This is a genomic window from Paraburkholderia sp. (assembly GCF_028283785.1).
Lineage (GTDB): Bacteria > Pseudomonadota > Gammaproteobacteria > Burkholderiales > Burkholderiaceae > Paraburkholderia.
On sequence record NZ_JAPWKB010000019.1, the window covers coordinates 157,351 to 176,345 of the forward strand.

The following is an 18,995-nucleotide window of genomic DNA, read 5'->3' on the forward strand; positions in this document are numbered from 1 at the left end:
TCCGGCATAACGGCCGGTAACGGGCGGTATCGACCAGTACCGGCCGGGATCGAAAGCCGTTTATCCACCCGTGTCGCCCCGGCGGCTCAACCCCTCACCCCTGCGCCGCCACCCCCGTCCGCGGGCGGTATAATCAGCCCTTTCCCCTCGCAGAAGGGGAAACGGCATATCCATCACGCAGAGCACCCGTCCGGTGCGAAAGCACCGAACCCAGCGATCCCATCACACCATGCACGAAAAATACGTTCCCTCCGACGTCGAGTCCGCCGCGCAAGGGCAATGGCGCGCCACTGACGCCTACAAGACGACGGAAACCACCGACAAGCCCAAGTTCTATTGCGTCTCGATGCTGCCGTACCCGTCGGGCAAGCTGCACATGGGTCACGTGCGGAACTACACGATCAACGACGTGATGTACCGCTACCTGCGGATGAACGGCTACAACGTGCTGATGCCGATGGGCTGGGACGCGTTCGGCATGCCGGCGGAAAACGCGGCGATGGCCAACAACGTGCCGCCCGCGCAGTGGACGTACGACAACATCGCTTACATGAAGAAGCAGATGCAGTCGATGGGTCTCGCGATCGACTGGTCGCGTGAAATCGCCACCTGCAGCCCGGACTACTACAAGTGGAACCAGTGGCTGTTCCTGAAGATGCTCGAAAAGGGCATCGCGTACAAGAAAACCGGCACCGTCAACTGGGACCCGGTCGATCAAACCGTGCTCGCGAACGAGCAGGTGATCGACGGTCGCGGTTGGCGCTCGGGCGCGCTCGTCCAAAAGCGCGAAATCCCGATGTACTACATGCGCATCACGCAGTACGCGGACGAACTGCTGAACGACCTCGAAGGCCTCGGCTGGCCCGAGCGCGTCAAGATCATGCAGCAGAACTGGATCGGCAAAAGCTTTGGCGTGAACTTCGGTTTCCCGTATGAAATCGACGGCGAACAGAAGCTGTTGCGCGTGTTCACCACGCGCGCCGATACGGTTATGGGCGTGACGTTCTGCGCAGTCGCCGCCGAGCATCCGCTCGCCACGCGTCTCGCACAGGACAAGCCGGAATTGCAGGCGTTCATCGACGAATGCAAGCGCGGCGGCGTCGCTGAAGCCGACGTCGCGACGATGGAAAAGAAGGGCATGGCAACGGGCTTCTTCGTCACGCATCCGCTGACGCAGGAACAGGTGCCGGTGTGGATCGGCAACTACGTGCTGATGAGCTACGGCGAAGGCGCGGTAATGGGCGTGCCGGCGCACGACGAGCGTGACTTCGCTTTCGTCAAGAAATACGGCATCGCACTGAAGCAGGTCGTCGCGGTCGAAGGCCAGACCTTCTCCGACGACGCATGGCAGGAGTGGTACGGCGACAAATCCGGCACGCTGATCAACAGCGGCAAGTACGACGGCATGACGTACGACGCGGCTGTCGATGCGATCGCCGGCGACCTGAAGGAACTCGGTCTCGGCGACAAGCAGATCACGTATCGTCTGCGCGACTGGGGTATTTCGCGTCAGCGTTACTGGGGCACGCCGATTCCGATCATCCACTGCCCGAAGTGCGGCGACGTGCCGGTGCCGGAAAAAGATCTGCCGGTCGTGTTGCCGGAAGACCTCGTGCCGGACGGCACGGGCAACCCGCTCGCGAAGTCGGAAGCGTTTGTCAACTGCGCGTGCCCGACCTGCGGCACGGCGGCGAAGCGCGAAACCGACACGATGGACACGTTCGTCGATTCGTCGTGGTATTTCTACCGCTACGCCGCGCCCAACGCGACGACCATGGTCGATGCGCGCACCGAATACTGGATGCCGATGGACCAGTACATCGGCGGCATCGAACACGCCATTCTGCACTTGCTGTACTCGCGTTTCTGGGCCAAGGCGTCGCGCGATCTGGGCGTCGTGAAGTTCGGCGAACCGGCAAAGAACCTGCTGACGCAAGGCATGGTGCTGAACGAAACCTACTATCGTGAAAACGATGCAGGCAAGAAGACCTGGTACAACCCGGCCGACGTCACCGTGACGTTCGACGACAAGGGTCGTCCGGTCGGTGCAACGCTGCACGCGGACGGCCAGCCGGTCGTGCTGGGCGGCGTCGAAAAAATGTCGAAGTCGAAGAACAACGGCGTCGATCCGCAGTTGCTGATCGATCAGCATGGCGCCGACACCGCGCGTCTGTTCGTGATGTTCGCGGCGCCGCCGGAGCAGCAACTCGAATGGTCGGGTTCGGGCGTCGAAGGCGCGAGCCGCTTCCTGCGTCGCGTGTGGTCGTTCGCGCAGGCTAACGAAGCGGCGCTGTCCCAGCGCGGATCGTTCGATCCGGCGCAACTGACCGAAGCCGACAAGACGCTGCGTCGCGAGATTTACACCGTGTTGAAGCAGGCCGATTTCGACTATCAGCGTCTGCAGTACAACACGGTCGTGTCGGCCGCGATGAAGATGCTTAACGCGATCGACGGCGCGAAGAACGCGACGCCGGCCGTGCTGCGCGAAACCTACGGCGTGATGCTGCGCGTGCTGTATCCGGTGGTTCCGCACATCACCTTCCAGGTGTGGCAGGAACTCGGTTACGCCGACGAATTCGGCGCGTTGCTCGACGCGCCGTGGCCGAAGGTCGACGAACAGGCGCTCGAACAGGCCGAAATCGAACTCGTGCTGCAGGTGAACGGCAAGGTGCGCGGCGCGTTGAAGGTCGAGAAAGACGCGACGCGCGAGGCGATCGAACAGCTCGCGCGCGCGCATGAAATGGTCGCGAAATTCAGCGAAGGCAATCCGCCGAAGAAGATCATCGTCGTGCCGGGCCGTCTGGTGAACGTCGTCGTCTGACGGCTCGCGCCATCCGAAGTGTAATGAGCGGTGCAATGAGTGCTGCAATCGATCGCGTGCTGCCACGTCAGGCGGCACGTCGATGCAGCGCGGGATCTACTGCGAACCAGGAGCCAATGTGACTCGCAGATCGTTTTTGACGCTGGCGTGCAGTGCGATGATGCTGTCCGCTTGCGGCTTCCAGTTGCGGGGCCAGCAGGATTACGCGTTCAAGCGGCTGGCCATTTCGGGCGCGCCCGCTGCCTTCGCCGCGCGTCTGACGCGGATCGTGCAGGGCGGCAGCGACACCGTGATCGTCAATTCGGCGGCGAATGCCGACGCCGTGCTGAACGTCGCGGAAGTGCGCGGCACGTCCACGTTGACGCTGAATTCGCTCGGCGTCGTCGAGGAATACGCGCTGAACTACACGCTGATCTATTCGCTGATCGGCAAGAACGGCGTGCAGCTGATTCCGCAAAGTTCGATCGCGCTGAATCGGGCCATGACGTACAGCGACCAGTACTCGCAGGCGAAGTCGGCGGAAGCGGACATTCTGTACGCCGACATGCAGAACGACGCGGTCGACCAGTTGACGCGCCGTCTGGGCGTCGTGCACTCGCTGAATCCGGGACCGGGACAGCAGGCGCCGGCGGTCAATCCGCGCGCGCCGTTGCCGCCGCCGCCGCTGTGAGCGTCACGGTCGTCATCGTCGTGCCGGTCCCGTTATTTCTGTCGAACTGTCGCCATGCAACTGCGTCTTGACGCGCTCGAAGCGCACCTCGCGAAAGGTCTCGCCGGTCTGTACGTCGTGTACGGCGACGAGCATCTGCTCGCGCAGGAAGCGTGCGACCGCATTCGCGCGACGGCACGTGCGGCGGGCTATACCGACCGTTCCGTGTTCACGGTCGAGCGTGGCTTCGACTGGAGTTCGCTGCTGGGCGCGAGCCAGTCGATGTCGCTGTTCGGCGACCGTCAGCTGGTCGAGTTGCGTATCCCGTCCGGCAAGCCCGGCAAGGAAGGCGCCGACGCGCTGAAAACGCTCGCGTCGGCCGTCAATCCCGACGTGCTCACGCTCGTGACGTTGCCGCGTCTCGACGCCGCAACGCAAAAAGCCGCGTGGTTCACCGCGCTCGCCGATGCGGGCGTCGCGCTGAAGATCGATCCGGTCGAGCGTGCGCAATTGCCGAACTGGGTCGGACAACGCTTGTCGGCGCAAGGTCAACGCGTCGCGGCCGGCGACGAAGGGCGGCGCGCGCTGCAATTCATCGCCGAGCGCGTCGAGGGCAATCTGCTGGCGGCGCATCAGGAAATCCAGAAGCTCGGTCTGCTGTATCCGGCCGGTTCGTTGAGCTTCGAACAGATTCACGATGCCGTGCTGAACGTCGCGCGTTACGACGTGTTCAAGCTGAACGAGGCGATGCTGGCCGGCGATGTCGGGCGTCTGGCGCGGATGCTCGACGGTCTGCGCGGCGAAGGCGAAGCGGCGGTGCTGGTGCTGTGGGCGGTCGTCGAAGAAGTGCGCACGCTGTTGCGGGTGAAGCGCGGCGCGGCGGCGGGCAAGCCGCTCGCGGTGCTATTGCGTGAAAACCGCGTCTGGGGCCCGCGCGAGCGGCTGGTCGGACCGGCGCTGTCGCGCGTGACGGAAGCCGCGCTCGAAAAGGCGCTCGCGCTGGCAGCGAAGATCGATCGTCAGGTGAAGGGTTTGTCGGGCGCGACGCCGGGCAATCATCGTAACGATCCGCCGCCCGATCCGTGGGACGGGCTGTTCGAACTGGCGATGTCGGTGGCAGCACGGCCGTCGCCACCGCCGTCGCGCGCACGGCCAGGCGCGATGCCAGGACTGCCCGCGCGTCGCTGAACGCCAGCCGGGCGCGCTGCGGCGATTGACGGGCGCCGAGCAAAGCGCCGTCACCCGACTTACAATCCTCCGAACGATTACGCTCATTGTTTCTGTCCGCGACACGCGATATCGAGCGATACGCGTCAGCGGGACACCGCGAGAACCACCATGGATATCGACCAGTACATGACCGACCTCGGCCGCCGCGCCCGTCACGCATCGCGCGCGATGGCACGGGCGTCGACGGCAGCCAAGAACGCGGCGCTCGATGCGGTCGCCCGCGCGATCGAGCGCGATGCGGCGCAACTGAAGGAAGCGAATGCGCGCGACGTCGCGAAGGCCCGTGAAAAAGGCCACGACGCGGCGTTTATCGATCGTCTGACGCTGTCGGACAAGGCGCTCAAAACGATGGTCGAAGGGTTGCGGCAAGTCGCGGCACTGCCGGACCCGATCGGCGAAATCAGCAACATGAAGTTCCGCCCGACCGGGATCCAGGTCGGCCAGATGCGCGTGCCGCTCGGCGTGATCGGGATCATCTACGAATCGCGTCCGAACGTGACGATCGACGCCGCGGCGCTGTGCCTGAAATCCGGCAACGCGACCATTCTGCGCGGTGGTTCAGAGGCGCTCGAATGCAATACGGCGCTGGCGAAACTGATCGGCGAAGGGCTAGAAGCGGCCGGTTTGCCGCAGGACGCGGTGCAGGTCGTGGGCACGGCGGATCGCGCGGCGGTCGGCAAGCTGATCACGATGACCGAGTACGTGGACGTGATCGTGCCGCGCGGCGGCAAGAGCCTGATTGCGCGCCTGATCGAAGAAGGCCGCGTGCCGATGATCAAGCACCTCGACGGTATCTGCCATGTGTACGTCGACGACCGTGCCGACATCACGAAGGCGCTGACGGTGTGCGACAACGCGAAGACGCACCGCTACGGCACCTGCAACACGATGGAAACGTTGCTGGTGGCACGCGGGATTGCAGCGGAAGTCTTGCCGGCGCTCGGCAAGCTGTATCGCAGCAAGGAAGTCGAGTTGCGCGTGGATGCCAGCGCGCGGCAGATTCTCGACGCGGCGCGCGTGGGTCCGCTCGTCGATGCGACGGAAGAAGACTGGCGCACCGAATATCTCGCGCCGGTGCTGGCGATCAAAGTGGTGGAGAACCTCGACGCGGCGATCGAACACATCAACGAATACGGCTCGCATCACACCGACGCGATCGTCACCGAAGATCACGATCGCGCGATGCGTTTCCTGCGCGAAGTGGATTCGGCGAGCGTGATGGTCAATGCATCGACGCGTTTCGCGGACGGTTTCGAATTCGGGCTGGGCGCGGAAATCGGCATTTCCAACGACAAGCTGCACGCGCGCGGACCGGTTGGGCTGGACGGACTGACGTCGCTGAAATACGTGGTGCTTGGACACGGCGAAGGCCGTCAGTAATACCGCGCGGCGCGCGTTGCCGCGCCGCGTCGATTTCCCCACAACATAACAAGCCGCACAAGGACCCGCCGATGCTTTGGGTAAAGACGTTTCACATCGTTCTGGTGGCTTCCTGGTTTGCCGGACTGTTTTATCTGCCGCGCATCTTCGTCAACCTGGCGATGGAAACGGAACCCGCGGCAACGGCGCGTCTGTTGACGATGGCGCGCAAGCTGTTCCGCTTCATGTCGATTATCGCGGTGCCGGCGCTGGCATGCGGGCTGTGGCTGTGGCTTGCGGTCGGGATTGGACGCGGGCAGGGCTGGATTCACGCGAAGGTCGGCGTGGTCGTGCTGCTGCTGGTGTATCACGCGTATTGCGGCGTGCTGCTGCGGACCTTCGAGCGTGGCGAGAATCGTCGCTCGGACAAGTGGTACCGGATGTTCAACGAACTGCCCGTTCTGGGCATGCTGGCAGCGGTTGCGCTGGTGGTGATCAAGCCGTTCTGATGCGGCTTCGAAGTCTCAGGCTAATCTGGGCTTCCAGTTACAAGCGGCGGCCGCATCGTGCGGCTGTGCGCCAATCTGCTAGACGTTATGCGCCTGACCCAGCGTCATATGTGACGACGCGACACGCCATGTGTCGCCACGACGCACATACAGGTCGGTGAACGCGTAATCGATCGTTTTCAATCCCGATGCCGGTGTGTAGTGATTCACACCGGACACCATCGCGACACTTCCCACTACACGTACTTTCACGTCACTGAGCGTCTGCACGGAGCCCGGCGGCAGCGCGGGCGCGAACAGCACGTCGGCTTTGCTGCGACGCGCGCCGTTGGGCATCGTTTCGACGAACGAGCTGTCGAGCAGTTCGTCGAGCGTCGCGCGGTCGCCGCGGATCGCGGCGTCGATCCACGCCTGTTCGATCGCGACGAGGCTTGCTTCGACCTGAACCTCGGTGTGAAGGCCGACGGCCAGCACGCACGTGGACAGGCCCATAGCGGCCAGAAAAGCCAGGCGTTTCATGATTGTTTCCTCGAATGGACGGGTTTGACGGCGGACGACACGCTTACCGGCGCGTCAGCTGTGCGGATACCGCACGCCAACCGCTTTCGCGACGAACGAAGACGTCGGTGAATGCGTAGTCGCTGGGCTGGGCGTGGGCGCCGGGATTGAAGTGGTTCGTGCCGGTGACGACGGCGGTGTCGCCGGTGACGTGCACTTCGATATTCATCAGCGTTTGGGTGGAACCCGGCGGCGTGGGCGGCGCGAGCAATACGTCGCTCTTGCTACGACGCGCGCCGCTCGGCGTGGTGGTGACGAAGGTGTCGTCGAGGAGTGTGTCGAGTGTGGCGCGATTCGCGGTGGAGGCGGCGGTGATCCAGGTTTGTTCGATGGTTTTTAAGGTGGCTTCGTCGTCGGCGGCGGCATGGGCCGGGAATGCGGCGGAGAGTGCGAGGGAGGCGATTGCGATTAGGTGGAGAGTGGGTTTCATGGTGATTCCTTTTGAGGGGGGTTAATTGATCTGATTTATAGAGGGTGTTTTGTTGTGTGCTGGATATTAAGGTGCGGGTTATTGGTTTTTGGTAAATGCATTTGAATATCGTCTGCGTGATTTGTTGGCGCTGTTTGTGTGAAAGTTATTTTGAGAGTGTTTTTCCCGATTTGCCCTGGGAAGATTCTTATTTTCTGAGGGTGATGTTAAGACTGGTTTTGATGTTCGTTCGTCGTTCTCGATTCTTTTGCCAGTTCCCGATGCGGCAGTCGACTTGCCAGGTTCGTTCGGTTTGCTCCTTTAGACGGCGTGGGTGGCGTTCGTGTTGTCTGTGTCAGCGTTATCAAACTGGTCCTGATAAATTTATCTTGAGCAGGCGTTTATGCGCGAATATAGGAACAGAGTAGTAAAAAATTTGGATGGTTTTGATTCTGGATAATCCTCTTTAAGAGTCCTCTTATTAAACCTCAATGGATGCAAATCTATATTCGGATTGTCAACCGAGGGGTTAATGAGATGGTTTCGGAAGTTCTCATTCATACGACCACTTTTTCATTCCTTCGGTAACCCACTGATACGCGAGCTGCGCCCACCTGGCCCGCCGCAGAACAGAACCAGTTATCACACTTTCAACAGGACGAAATCGTGAATAAGTCGTACAAGACAGTTTGGAATGAAACAACCGGAACGTATGTGGCAGCTCCGGAGAGTGCGAAGGGTCGGGGGAAGCGCACGAAAAGCAGCAAGGCTCTCGCAAGTGCTGCTCTCGCCGTGGCAGGTGTAATGAGCTCGGCCCACGCCGGCGGTCTTGACGGGGGCACGGCCGTTGGCGCGACGACGGCTGGTGCATCCGAAGCGGTGGGTCAGTCCTCGTATGCCGAAGCGGGAAGCGCAGCATTCGGCCCCTCGGCCTCCGCTACCGCCAATAGTGCGACTGCAATCGGTCCGGCCGCACACGCATTGGGAGCAGCCTCGGTTGCTTTAGGTTTCAACGCTTACGCGACAGCTGACTTTGCAGATGCATTAGGTTCCTTTGCTACCGCTAGCGCCACAAATGCGGTTGCAGTGGGCAAATCTGCGAAAGCGCAGAGTGTAGGAGATTTGGCGTTGGGCGCTAGCGCGTCGGCGAATGGATCCAATGCTTTTGCGACCGCGGTTGGTGCGGGTGCCAACGCGAGCGCGGCTGGCGCCAGTTCGTTCGGTGGCGGCGCCAATGCGACCGCTGCAAATAGCACGGCGCTGGGGGTCAATGCAACGGCGGATCGTGCGAACACTGTCTCGGTAGGCTCTTCCAGTCAGCGGCGTCAGGTTGTTAATGTGGCAGCGGGCACAACGGACACCGACGCAGTGAACGTTGCACAACTGAAGTCGGCCGGTCTGAGCACCGACACGGCAGGCAACATCACGAACGCATTCGTCGCCTACGACAGCACGTCCAAAGACAAGGTGACGCTGGCGGGTGGCGCAGCAGGCACGACGATCACGAACGTGAAGGCAGGTGGACTGAGCGCGACCAGCACGGACGCGGTGAATGGTTCGCAGCTGTTTGCGACCAACGCGAACGTCTCGACCCTGCAGACAACGGTCAACAACATCAGCAATGGCTCCGGTTCCCGCTATTTCAAGACTGGCGGCAAGGCGGATGGTACGGACGATGCGTATGCAGAGGCGCAATCGGTGGCGATCGGCGCTGGATCCAATGCTTTCAGTGCCCACTCGGACTTTAACCCCACGTCATACACCAATACGGTCGCAATCGGTAATAGCGCAAAGAGTGCCGGTGGCGGTGCGATCGCGATCGGCGACACGGCCACTGCGAACTTCACCAGCATTGCGATCGGTGCGGGCGCGAACACGTCAGGTGGCGGCCGCAGGAATGTGGCATTGGGTATCGACAGTTCCGCAACTGCTTGGGATGCAGTGGCATTAGGCTCGAGCTCGGTTGCGGACCGCAACAACACCATCTCGGTGGGCCGTCAGGAAATCAAGGATGTTGACGGTAACGTTACACAAACGGCGAGTACCCGCCAGATCGTGAACATGGCCAAGGGCACGGCGGACACCGATGCGGTGAACGTGTCGCAACTCAAGGGCGTGACGGGCGCACTGGGCGGCGGAGCGGCAGTCAATGCAGACGGCTCGGTCAAGGCCCCGAGCTACGTTGTGCAAGGCGCGACGAAGAACCTAAGCGGCGAGATGGGCGATGCAGTCAAGTACGACACATCGGCACATGATGTGATCACGCTTGGCGGCGTTGACGGCACGACCATCAGCAACGTGAAGGCAGGTGCACTCTCGGCTGACAGCTCGGACGCAGTGAACGGTTCGCAACTGTTTGCCACGAACGCCAACGTCGACAAGAACACGACCGACATCGCAGCGAACACCTCGGACATCGCCAAGAACACCGGCGACATCTCGAACGTGGATGCACGTGTCACGAATGTCGAAGGTTCGGTGACGAACATCACGAATCAGCTGAACGCAGGCGAAGTCGGTCTGGTGCAGCAGAATGCTGAAACGAAGTCGATTACGGTGGCGAAGGATCTGGACGGCACGGTACTGAACGTTGCAGGTACCGAAGGCAACCGCACGATTAGCGGCGTGAAGGCAGCGACCTTGTCGGCCGATAGCAGCGAAGCAGTGAATGGCTCGCAGCTGTTCGCCACGAACGCGAACGTCGACAAGAACACGACTGACATCGCAGCGAACACCGCAGACATCACCAAGAACACCGGCGACATCGCAGCAAACACATCGGACATCACCAAAAACACCGGCGACATCACCACCCTCAACACGACGGTGACGAACCTCAGCGGCGAGATGGGCGATGCAGTCAAGTACGACGCATCGGCACACGATGTGATCACGCTCGGCGGCGCAGCAGGCACGACCATCAAGAACGTGAACGCAGGCGTGGCCGATAAGGACGCGGTGAACGTTGCACAGTTGAAGGGTGTGACGGGCGCATTGGGCGGTGGTTCGGACCTGAACGCAGACGGTTCCGTCAAGGCACCGAAGTACACGATCAACGGTACGGATTACAGCAACGTCGGCGATGCATTGACGGCGGCTGCAGCATCCGGTGCGGGCACCGATCCGAACGCGGTCGCGTACGACGATGCATCGAAGAGCTCGATCAACCTTGCCGGTGAGAACGGTACGACCATCAGCAACGTCAAGGCTGGCGTTGCCGATATGGATGCAGTGAATGTTGCGCAGTTGAAGTCGGCTGGTCTCATGACCGATACCGATGGCAATGTGACCAACGCGTTCGTTGCTTATGACGACGTCTCGCAAGGCAAGGTGACGCTCGGCGGCGAAAACGGCACGACGATCTCGAACGTGAAGGCTGGCGCTGTCACGGCAAAGAGCACGGACGCGGTGAACGGTTCGCAATTGTTCGCGACCAACCAGGTTGTCAGCCAGAACACCACCGATATCGCGTCGCTGAGCGGCAAGATGGCGGACGTGGTCAAGTACGACAGCTCGGTGCACGACAAGGTGACGCTGGCCGGCGCGGCAGGCACGACCCTCACCAACGTGAAGGCGGGCACGCTGTCCTCGACCAGCAAGGACGCGGTCAACGGTTCGCAGTTGTACGCAACCAATCAGACCGTTGTTCAGAACACCGGCGACATCACCAAGGTCAACACGCGTGTCACGAATCTCGACAACGCAATGAACGACGTCGTGAAGTACGACACGTCGGCTCACGATCTGGTGACGCTGGGCGGCACGACCGGCACGACGATTACCAACGTCAAGGCAGGCGAGCTGTCGGAAACGAGCACGGACGCAGTGAACGGTTCGCAACTGTTCGCCACGAACGGCAAGGTCGACCAGAACACGGCCGACATCGCGAAGAACGTAGATGACATTGCCGCCAACACGGCTGACATCGCGACCAACGCCGCCGACATCGCGAAGCACGCAGACGACATCGCAGCGAACACCGCTGACATCGCGAAGAACGCAGGCGACATCACCACGCTCAACACGACGGTGACGAACCTGACTGGCGAGATGGGCGACTTCGTGAAGTACGACTCGTCGGCGCACGACTCGGTCACGCTGGCTGGCGCGGAAGGCTCGATGCTGTCGAACGTGAAGGCAGGTCTCGCGAATACCGACGCGCTGAACGTATCGCAGCTCAAGTCGGCGGGCTTCGCGCTCGACGACAAGGGCATGGTTACGAACCCGGCCGTCACTTACGACGCGGGTTCGATCGAAGCGGGCGCGGCGAAGATCACGCTGAATGCAGGTGACGGCGACAGCAAGTACTTCGTCGATGGCGACCGCCGCAAGGGTCTGCTGCCGAAGGGTACGGTGATCAGCAACGTCGCGAACGGCGTGCAGGATACCGATGCAGCGAACGTCGGCCAGATCTACGACATCATGAACCAGACCAGCGACAACAGCGTCTCGGCGACTCATGTGTTGAAGGCTGGCAGCGGTGGCTCGGGCATCGATACGACGGGTCTGACCTACGCGTACAAGACGTCCGCGTACTACTCGCAGGTCTCGGGTGTAGGCGACAGCACGGGTTCGACCGCGCCGTCCGACGTGGCACGCGCTGATGGTGTGGCATCGATCGCGATCGGCTCGAACGCGTACGGCAAGGGTGCGAAGTCGACGGCAGTTGGTGTGCAGGCGCTTGCTTCGGGTACGGATTCGATCGCAGTGGGCTCCGGCTCGGTAGCGAACCTGGACAACACGTTCTCGATCGGTAGTGACGGTACGGGTTCGTTTACCGCGTACGACGCAAAGGGCAAGGCGTACACCATCCAGAATCAGGCGAACACGCGTCGTCTGGTGAACATGGCAGCGGGTCAAAACGACACCGACGCCGTGAACGTATCGCAGTTGAAGGGTGTGACGACCGCGCTGGGTGGCGGTTCGACGGTGAACGCGGACGGTTCGGTGAAGGCGCCGACCTACACGATCAACGGCAGCACGTACACCAATATCGGTGACGCAATCACGGCTGCGGCAGCAACCGGCGGTGACGGCACGGGCGGCGGTACGGATCCGAACGCTGTTGCTTACGACGATGCATCCAAGGGCGTGGTAACGCTCAAGGGCACGGACGGTACGACGATCGCCAACGTGAAGGCCGGCGCGCTGTCGGCGACCAGCATGGACGCTGTGAACGGTTCGCAGCTGTTTGCAACGAACGCGAAGGTCGATCAGAACGCGTCGAACATCGCAGCGAACACGTCGAACATCGCGACGAACACGACCGACATCGCAGCGAACACGTCGAACATCGCGACGAACACGACCGATATCGCAGCGAACACGTCGAACATCGCGACGAACACGACCGACATCGCAGCGAACACGTCGGACATCGCGAAGAACACGACCGACATCGCAGCGAACACGTCGGACATCGCGAAGAACGTGGGTGACCGGTCCGACGTACCACATGCAAGGCGGTACGCAGACCACGGTCGGCGGTGCGCTCGATTCGCTCGACGCCAACCTGTCCACGCTGCAATCGCAGATGGGCAGCGCGGGTGTCGGTCTGGTCACGCAAGATGCGGTGTCGCATGACATCCTGATCGCAGCCGGCACCAACGGCACGCGGGTCAACATCGCCGGCACGGCGGGCAACCGTGTGGTGACGGGCGTGGCGGCCGGCGCGGTCAACGCGTCGAGCAGCGATGCTGTCAACGGTTCGCAGCTGTATGCGAACGCGGCCAGCACGGCGGCGGCGCTGGGTGGCGGTTCGACGGTCAACCAGGACGGCACGATCACGGCCCCGACGTATGTCGTCGGTGGCACGACCGTGACGAACATGGGCGACGCGATCAGCAACATCGATAACCGTACGTCGCAAAACTCGTCGGAGATCGCCGGCATGCAGACGACGATCAACAACATCGGCGGATCGGTGGCGAACGCAGTGCAGTACGACGCGTCGTCGCACGACAAGATCACGCTCGGTGGATCGACCGATGCAGCGAAGGTGAAGCTGACCAACCTGCAAGACGCGGATCTGTCCGCGACGAGCAGCGACGCGGTGACCGGTTCGCAGTTGTGGAGCACCAACCAGCAGTTGTCGGATCTGAGCCATTCTGTCCAGAACGCGCAGACGACCGGTAGCACTGGCGTGGCGGTCGATATCGGCGGTGGTTCGGCTGCATCGGCAACCGGCTCCGGCGCGGTGGCGATTGGTGGCGATGCGCAGGCAAGCGGCGCGAACTCGGTCGCAATCGGTTCGGGTTCGGTGGCGAGCGATGCGAATTCGGTGTCGTTCGGTTCCGAAGGCAACGAGCGTCGCTTGACGAACGTCGCCGACGGCAAGGCCGGCACCGACGCAGTCAACATGCGTCAGTTCCAGTCGGGAATGAGCGAAGTGTCGCGTAATGCGTACAGCGGTATCGCGGCAGCCACTGCGCTGACGATGATTCCGGATGTCGATGCGAACAAGAACCTCTCGATCGGTGTCGGCACGGCGGGCTATAAGGGCTACCAGGCTGTCGCAGTCGGCGCATCGGCGCGTATCACGCAAAACCTGAAAGTGAAGGTCGGTGCAGGTGTCAGCGCCACAGGAACGACGGTTGGCGCAGGTGCCGCTTATCAGTGGTAAGCGTCGGGGGCTGGCGGGACACGCGTCCCGCCAGCCGGATAGCAGGTCGTTGATGTAGCAGGGGAGCGCGCTCCTGTCGGCCGGACAGGCCGCAGGGCGCCGCTTCACCTGATCAAGTTTTCTGGAAGTAAATTATGAATCTGATGAAATTTCTTCGCGCGCCGTTGCTGGGTGCGCTCGTAACGGGTTTTGCCGCGTGTACCACGCAGTCCGGTCCGACTTACACGCTCAAGGCACTCAACATGCCGAATCAGCAGGCACCGATTTATCGGGTCAGCTGCGATGGGTTGTTTGAAAGCTCGAAGAGCTGCGTGCGTGTGGCGGAGGAAATCTGCAAGGCGCAACCCGTATCGTTGCTCGAATTCGTCGACGGCGTCAGCGACGCCGCACCGAAGAGCGACCCGCGTGAACTGACCTTCTTCTGCGGTCAGCGCACCGTGCAGAAGCCAGCGCAACCGGCACCGGCTCCGCAGCCGCCGGTCAGCCAGGCCGCGCCGCAGCGTCAATTGATGTTGCAAGGCAACGCAAACTTCGTGACGGATAGCGCGCAACTGAACCCGACCGCAACGGCGAGTCTCGACCGTTTTCTGAGCGCGAATCAGGGTGCGCGTTTCCACCGCGTCGCCGTGACGGGCTACACCGACAGCACCGGTCCGGAAGCGCATAACCGGACCTTGTCGCAGGCGCGCGCGATTTCCGTCGCGGACTACCTTCGCGAAGGCGGTCTGCAAGCCGAGCAGTTTCTCGCGCAAGCCAAGGGGAGCGACGATCCGGTCGCATCGAACGCAACGGCCGAAGGGCGCATGTCTAACCGCCGCGTCGAAGTTCAGGTTTTCGCGGAATAAATCGCGATTCGCCGCGTAGTGAACACAGCCAAAACAAAGGGCCCGCATCGTGCGGGCCCTTTTCTTTTGCGCTCGCTTTTCCGTCAGCGTTAGCCGTCGACGCGCAGCCGTCCAATCACGCCTTTCGCCTGACCGAGACGCTCGACCAGCTCGGGACCGCGCTTGAGCGCCACGCCGACCGCGAGAATATCGCCGATCGCGAGATGCGACATCCGCGACGTCATCGGCGAAAACACGTCTTCTTCTTCCACCACGTTCGAGAACAGGCAAATGGTCGCGACGCGCGCCAGCGGCGAGCTGCCATGGGTAATGGCAATGACCTTCGCGCCGCGCGCGATCGCCGAACGGGCCGCGTCGATGATGTCGCGCGTGCGCCCCGTATTGGAGACCACGACCACCACGTCGCCCGGTTTCAGCAGCGCGGCCGACATCGAGTACGTGTGCGGGTCGCAATACGCGACGCTCGGCATGCCCAGCCGGAAGAACTTGTGCTGGATATCCTGCGCAGCGATGCCGGAGCCGCCCGCACCGTAAAACTCGATCCGCGTCGCGTTCGCGAGCAGTTCGACGGACGACTCCACGCTGTCCGGCGATAAACCGTTGCGAACCTGAATCAGCGTGCCGATGGTCCGGTCGAAAACCTTAGCGATCAAGCCGGGCGCGCCTTCGTCCGGCCGCACGTCGCGATATACCGTCTGCACGCCCGCCGCGATGCCTTGCGCGAGCCGGATCTTGAACTCGCGAAATCCCGAAAATCCGAGCGCGTGGCAAAAGCGCGCGATCGTCGGCTGGCTGACGCCCGCGCGCGCAGCCACTTCGGTCATCGACAGATCGAGCACTTCACGCGGCGCTTCGATCACGTAGTCGGCCAGCTTTCGCTCGGAGGGGCGAAGCTGGTCGCGCATCGCTTCCACTTGGGACAGCATCATTGAACAACTCGCACTATGCTGAAAGATGCGTGGACTATAGCTGATTGTCTAAATAGGTACAAAAACTACATAGCTAGGTCTAGGTGTATTCCCTAGGTTGTCGGTGTTTTGGCGCAGTGCGGCATGAACATTGGCTTGTAGCCTGATCGTCAAGGGTTCGGTTTGGATCGAGGTGCGCATTGCGATCGTGTAGTTTTTCTACTAAACTCACGGCGTCGGAACACTCCGACGTCCCCCGCGATACCTAAAACTGGCGCTGCGCGTGTTTGCCCCGTCCAGCGACGAAGGAGCTTCGATGGTTTCCCCGCATTCGCAACTCACCCAGGTCACGAAGCGCGTGATCGAACGCAGCAAGCCGACCCGCGCTGCCTATCTCGCGCAGATCGACCGCGCGCAAGGCAAATTCCCGGCGCGCGGCGCGCTGTCCTGCGCAAATCTGGCGCACGGTTTTGCCGGCCTCGAAGGCAACGACAAACTCGTCATCAAACAGATTCGCGAGCCGAATATCGGCATCGTGTCGTCGTACAACGAAATGCTGTCGGCGCACGCGCCGTACATCACGTTCCCCGACATCATCAAGAAGGCCGCGCGCGAAAACGGCGGCGTCGCGCAATTCGCGGGCGGCGTGCCGGCGATGTGCGACGGCATCACGCAGGGCAACGCGGGCATGGAACTGTCGCTGTTTTCGCGGGAAGTGATCGCGATGAGCACGGCGGTCGCGCTGACGCACAACATGTTCGACGCCGCGTTGTGCCTCGGCGTCTGCGACAAGATCGTGCCGGGCCTGCTGATCGGCGCATTGCAGTTCGGCCATCTGCCGACCATTTTCGTGCCGGCCGGCCCGATGACGAGCGGCTTGTCGAACGACGACAAAGCCAAGACGCGCCAGGCGTTCGCAACCGGTCAATGCGACCGTGGCGCGCTGCTCGAAGCCGAAGCCGCCGCGTATCACAGCCACGGCACCTGCACGTTCTACGGCACCGCGAACAGCAACCAGATGCTGATGGAAGTGATGGGCCTGCATCTGCCGGGTTCCGCTTTCGTGCATCCGCACACGCCGCTGCGTGACGCGCTGACTGCGCAAGCCGCGCGTCGCGTGCTCGATCTGACGGTCGAACGTGGCAACTACATGCCGATCGGGCATGTGATCGACGAAAAGGCGATCGTCAACGGCATCGTGGCGCTGCTGGCCACCGGCGGTTCGACCAATCACACGCTGCATCTGGTGGCGATTGCACGCGCTGCGGGCATCGTGATCGACTGGGACGATTTCGACACGCTGTCGCAAGTCGTGCCGCTGCTCGCGAAGATCTACCCGAACGGCAAGGCCGACGTGAACCACTTCCACGCGGCAGGCGGCGTCGGTTTCCTGGTGCGCAATCTGCTGGAAGGCGGTTTGCTGCACGACGACGTGAATACCGTTGCGGGTCGCGGCTTGCATCTGTACACGCAGGAACCGAAGCTGATCGACGGCGCGTTGACGTGGACCGACGGCGCGCAGGAAAGCCATGACACGGCCGTGCTGCGCCCGATTCACGAACCGTTTCAGCCGGACGGCGGTTTGCGTCTGATGCAGGGCAAACTCGGTCGCGGCGTGATCAAGATTTCGGCGGTCGCGGCGGCGCATCGCAAGGTCAGGGCGCCCGCGATCGTGTTCGATTCGCAGGAAGCCGTGCAGGAAGCGTTCGACAACGGCGAACTGAAGCGCGACTTCATCGCGGTGGTGCGATTCCAGGGCGCGCGTGCGAACGGCATGCCGGAGTTGCATCGTTTGACGCCGCTGCTCGGCGTGTTGCAGGATCAGGGCTTTCACGTCGCGCTGGTGACGGACGGCCGGATGTCCGGTGCATCGGGCAAGGTGCCCGCCGTCATTCACGTGTCGCCGGAAGCGTTGTTGCAAGGGCCGCTCGGCAAGGTCGTCACGGGCGACATGCTGGTGATCGACGCCGAAGCGGGCATGCTCGACATCGAGATCGATGCCGGCGAATGGGCCGCGCGCCCGGTCGCGCAGCCGCTGCATCAGGCGGAAAACGAAGTCGGTTTCGGTCGCGAACTGTTCGGTGTGTTCCGCGCGGCGGCGGCACCTGCGGAACTCGGCGCGTCGATCTTCGGCCCTATGGTGGGCGAGGTGCATCACGCAGCACCCGCGCACAGCGACGCGCCGGTGACGCACGAGACCCGGCAGCCTGCCTGATCGCATCACGCGAATCCCGCATTGCAGAACAAAGGAGTGTGACTATGACGATGAAGAAAGTAAGCGACATCGTGCGCCTCGGCCCGGTGATTCCGGTGCTGGCGTTCGAATCGGTCGAGCAGGGCGAAAACGTATCGCGCGCGCTGCACGCCGGCGGCGTCAAGGTGCTGGAAATCACGCTGCGCACCGAAGCCGGTCTGAAATCGATCGAACGGGCGAGCCAGCTCGCGGAAGACATCGTGGTCGGCGTCGGTACGCTGACGAAGCCCGAGCATTGCGCGCAAGCGAAGAAAGCGGGCGCGCAGTTCGGCGTGTCGCCCGGTTTGACGAAGGAACTGCATCAGGCCGCGCTCGACTGCGGTTTGCCGCTGCTGCCGGGCGTCATGACGCCGAGCGATATCCTCGTCGCAATGGATCTCGGCTATGAAATCGTCAAGCTGTTCCCGGCCCAGCAGGCAGGCGGCGTGTCGATGCTGCAGGCGCTCAACGGTCCGTTCCCGACGCTGAAGTTCTGCCCGACCGGCGGCATTTCCGCCGAAACCGCGCCGACCTTTCTCGCACTGCCGAACGTCGTGTGTGTCGGCGGTTCGTGGTTGACGCCGAAGGCCGCGCTGGCCGCGCAAAACTGGGACGAAGTCACGCGTCTCGCGCGCGCCGCCACCGAACTCGCGCCGCCGGCGCATTGAACTGAGCGCGCGGTCGAAGCCGTCGTTGCGATGGTTTCGGCTCCGCCTTGTCAGGCTCGACTCGAGGAGCCTCGTCGCGCATCCATCGGAATGCGCCGGCGAGGCTCCTTTTTTTGCTATCCGCATAAACGATGTAAGGGCTTTCGTCAGGAAGCCGCGCGTTAATCGACAACAAACAGTAAAA

The 18,995-nt window shown here is 62.2% G+C and carries 12 protein-coding genes and 1 pseudogene; 10 read left to right on the forward strand and 3 right to left on the reverse strand.

Going from position 1 to position 18,995, the window contains the following annotated elements:
* Window positions 1-229 precede the first annotated feature (229 nt).
* The 5 genes from leuS to PW947_RS23045 all read left to right on the forward strand — a co-directional run bounded on the left by leuS (window position 230) and on the right by PW947_RS23045 (window position 6,568).
* Entirely contained in the window at window positions 230-2,821 is a 2,592-nt protein-coding gene (leuS, locus tag PW947_RS23025; RefSeq protein ID WP_299634717.1) for a leucine--tRNA ligase, read from the forward strand.
* Window positions 2,822-2,939: 118 nt separating this feature from the next.
* On the forward strand, window positions 2,940-3,491 hold the full coding sequence (gene lptE / locus PW947_RS23030) for an LPS assembly lipoprotein LptE (protein ID WP_299634718.1): 552 nt from the start codon (window positions 2,940-2,942) through the stop codon (window positions 3,489-3,491).
* 54 nt (window positions 3,492-3,545) lie between these two features.
* Window positions 3,546-4,658 carry a DNA polymerase III subunit delta gene (gene holA / locus PW947_RS23035; protein WP_299634719.1) on the forward strand — a complete coding sequence of 371 codons (1,113 nt, stop codon included), beginning with the start codon at window positions 3,546-3,548 and terminating at the stop codon, window positions 4,656-4,658.
* 150 nt (window positions 4,659-4,808) lie between these two features.
* The gene (locus PW947_RS23040) at window positions 4,809-6,080 is read left to right on the forward strand and encodes a glutamate-5-semialdehyde dehydrogenase (protein ID WP_299634720.1); all 1,272 of its coding nucleotides are present in this window, start codon (window positions 4,809-4,811) and stop codon (window positions 6,078-6,080) included.
* Window positions 6,081-6,151: 71 nt separating this feature from the next.
* Window positions 6,152-6,568 carry a CopD family protein gene (locus PW947_RS23045; RefSeq protein WP_299634721.1) on the forward strand — a complete coding sequence of 139 codons (417 nt, stop codon included), beginning with the start codon at window positions 6,152-6,154 and terminating at the stop codon, window positions 6,566-6,568.
* 78 nt (window positions 6,569-6,646) lie between these two features.
* On the opposite strand, the gene PW947_RS23050 is transcribed toward PW947_RS23045, so the two are convergent.
* Both PW947_RS23050 and PW947_RS23055 read right to left on the reverse strand, forming a co-directional pair.
* On the reverse strand, window positions 6,647-7,087 hold the full coding sequence (locus PW947_RS23050; RefSeq protein WP_299634722.1) for a nuclear transport factor 2 family protein: 441 nt from the start codon (window positions 7,085-7,087) through the stop codon (window positions 6,647-6,649).
* A gap of 43 nt (window positions 7,088-7,130) precedes the next feature.
* Window positions 7,131-7,556: a nuclear transport factor 2 family protein gene (locus PW947_RS23055; protein ID WP_299634723.1), complete on the reverse strand. Its 426-nt coding sequence runs from the start codon at window positions 7,554-7,556 to the stop codon at window positions 7,131-7,133.
* A gap of 645 nt (window positions 7,557-8,201) precedes the next feature.
* Here PW947_RS23055 and PW947_RS23060 point away from each other — a divergent pair.
* From PW947_RS23060 to PW947_RS23070, 3 genes and pseudogenes are all read left to right on the forward strand, one after another.
* A pseudogene (locus tag PW947_RS23060) lies at window positions 8,202-12,731 on the forward strand (ESPR-type extended signal peptide-containing protein); the annotation flags it as partial.
* A 259-nt stretch (window positions 12,732-12,990) separates the two neighbouring features.
* Window positions 12,991-14,157: a YadA-like family protein gene (locus tag PW947_RS23065; protein WP_366146140.1), complete on the forward strand. Its 1,167-nt coding sequence runs from the start codon at window positions 12,991-12,993 to the stop codon at window positions 14,155-14,157.
* A gap of 134 nt (window positions 14,158-14,291) precedes the next feature.
* Window positions 14,292-15,002: an OmpA family protein gene (locus tag PW947_RS23070; protein WP_299634724.1), complete on the forward strand. Its 711-nt coding sequence runs from the start codon at window positions 14,292-14,294 to the stop codon at window positions 15,000-15,002.
* 89 nt (window positions 15,003-15,091) lie between these two features.
* Here the strand turns inward: PW947_RS23070 and PW947_RS23075 are convergent, their stop codons facing one another.
* Window positions 15,092-15,931, reverse strand: a complete 840-nt coding sequence (locus PW947_RS23075; RefSeq protein ID WP_299634725.1) for a MurR/RpiR family transcriptional regulator — start codon at window positions 15,929-15,931, stop codon at window positions 15,092-15,094.
* A 295-nt stretch (window positions 15,932-16,226) separates the two neighbouring features.
* Between PW947_RS23075 and edd the strand changes: the two genes are divergently transcribed.
* The gene (gene edd / locus PW947_RS23080; protein WP_299634726.1) at window positions 16,227-18,125 is read left to right on the forward strand and encodes a phosphogluconate dehydratase; all 1,899 of its coding nucleotides are present in this window, start codon (window positions 16,227-16,229) and stop codon (window positions 18,123-18,125) included.
* A gap of 50 nt (window positions 18,126-18,175) precedes the next feature.
* The gene (gene eda, locus PW947_RS23085; RefSeq protein ID WP_299635968.1) at window positions 18,176-18,811 is read left to right on the forward strand and encodes a bifunctional 4-hydroxy-2-oxoglutarate aldolase/2-dehydro-3-deoxy-phosphogluconate aldolase; all 636 of its coding nucleotides are present in this window, start codon (window positions 18,176-18,178) and stop codon (window positions 18,809-18,811) included.
* The last annotated feature ends 184 nt before the right edge of the window (window positions 18,812-18,995 follow it).

Excerpts from the sequence above, each read along its gene's own strand:
- PW947_RS23075 (WP_299634725.1), bottom strand. The coding sequence starts at position 15,931 with ATGATGCTGTCCCAAGTGGAAGCGATGCGCGACCAGCTTCGCCCCTCC.
- PW947_RS23070 (WP_299634724.1), top strand. The coding sequence starts at position 14,292 with ATGAATCTGATGAAATTTCTTCGCGCGCCGTTGCTGGGTGCGCTCGTA.
- PW947_RS23050 (WP_299634722.1), bottom strand. The coding sequence starts at position 7,087 with ATGAAACGCCTGGCTTTTCTGGCCGCTATGGGCCTGTCCACGTGCGTG.
- eda (WP_299635968.1), top strand. The coding sequence starts at position 18,176 with ATGAAGAAAGTAAGCGACATCGTGCGCCTCGGCCCGGTGATTCCGGTG.
- PW947_RS23065 (WP_366146140.1), top strand. The coding sequence starts at position 12,991 with ATGCAAGGCGGTACGCAGACCACGGTCGGCGGTGCGCTCGATTCGCTC.
- PW947_RS23045 (WP_299634721.1), top strand. The coding sequence starts at position 6,152 with ATGCTTTGGGTAAAGACGTTTCACATCGTTCTGGTGGCTTCCTGGTTT.
- PW947_RS23055 (WP_299634723.1), bottom strand. The coding sequence starts at position 7,556 with ATGAAACCCACTCTCCACCTAATCGCAATCGCCTCCCTCGCACTCTCC.
- PW947_RS23040 (WP_299634720.1), top strand. The coding sequence starts at position 4,809 with ATGGATATCGACCAGTACATGACCGACCTCGGCCGCCGCGCCCGTCAC.
- edd (WP_299634726.1), top strand. The coding sequence starts at position 16,227 with ATGGTTTCCCCGCATTCGCAACTCACCCAGGTCACGAAGCGCGTGATC.
- holA (WP_299634719.1), top strand. The coding sequence starts at position 3,546 with ATGCAACTGCGTCTTGACGCGCTCGAAGCGCACCTCGCGAAAGGTCTC.
- leuS (WP_299634717.1), top strand. The coding sequence starts at position 230 with ATGCACGAAAAATACGTTCCCTCCGACGTCGAGTCCGCCGCGCAAGGG.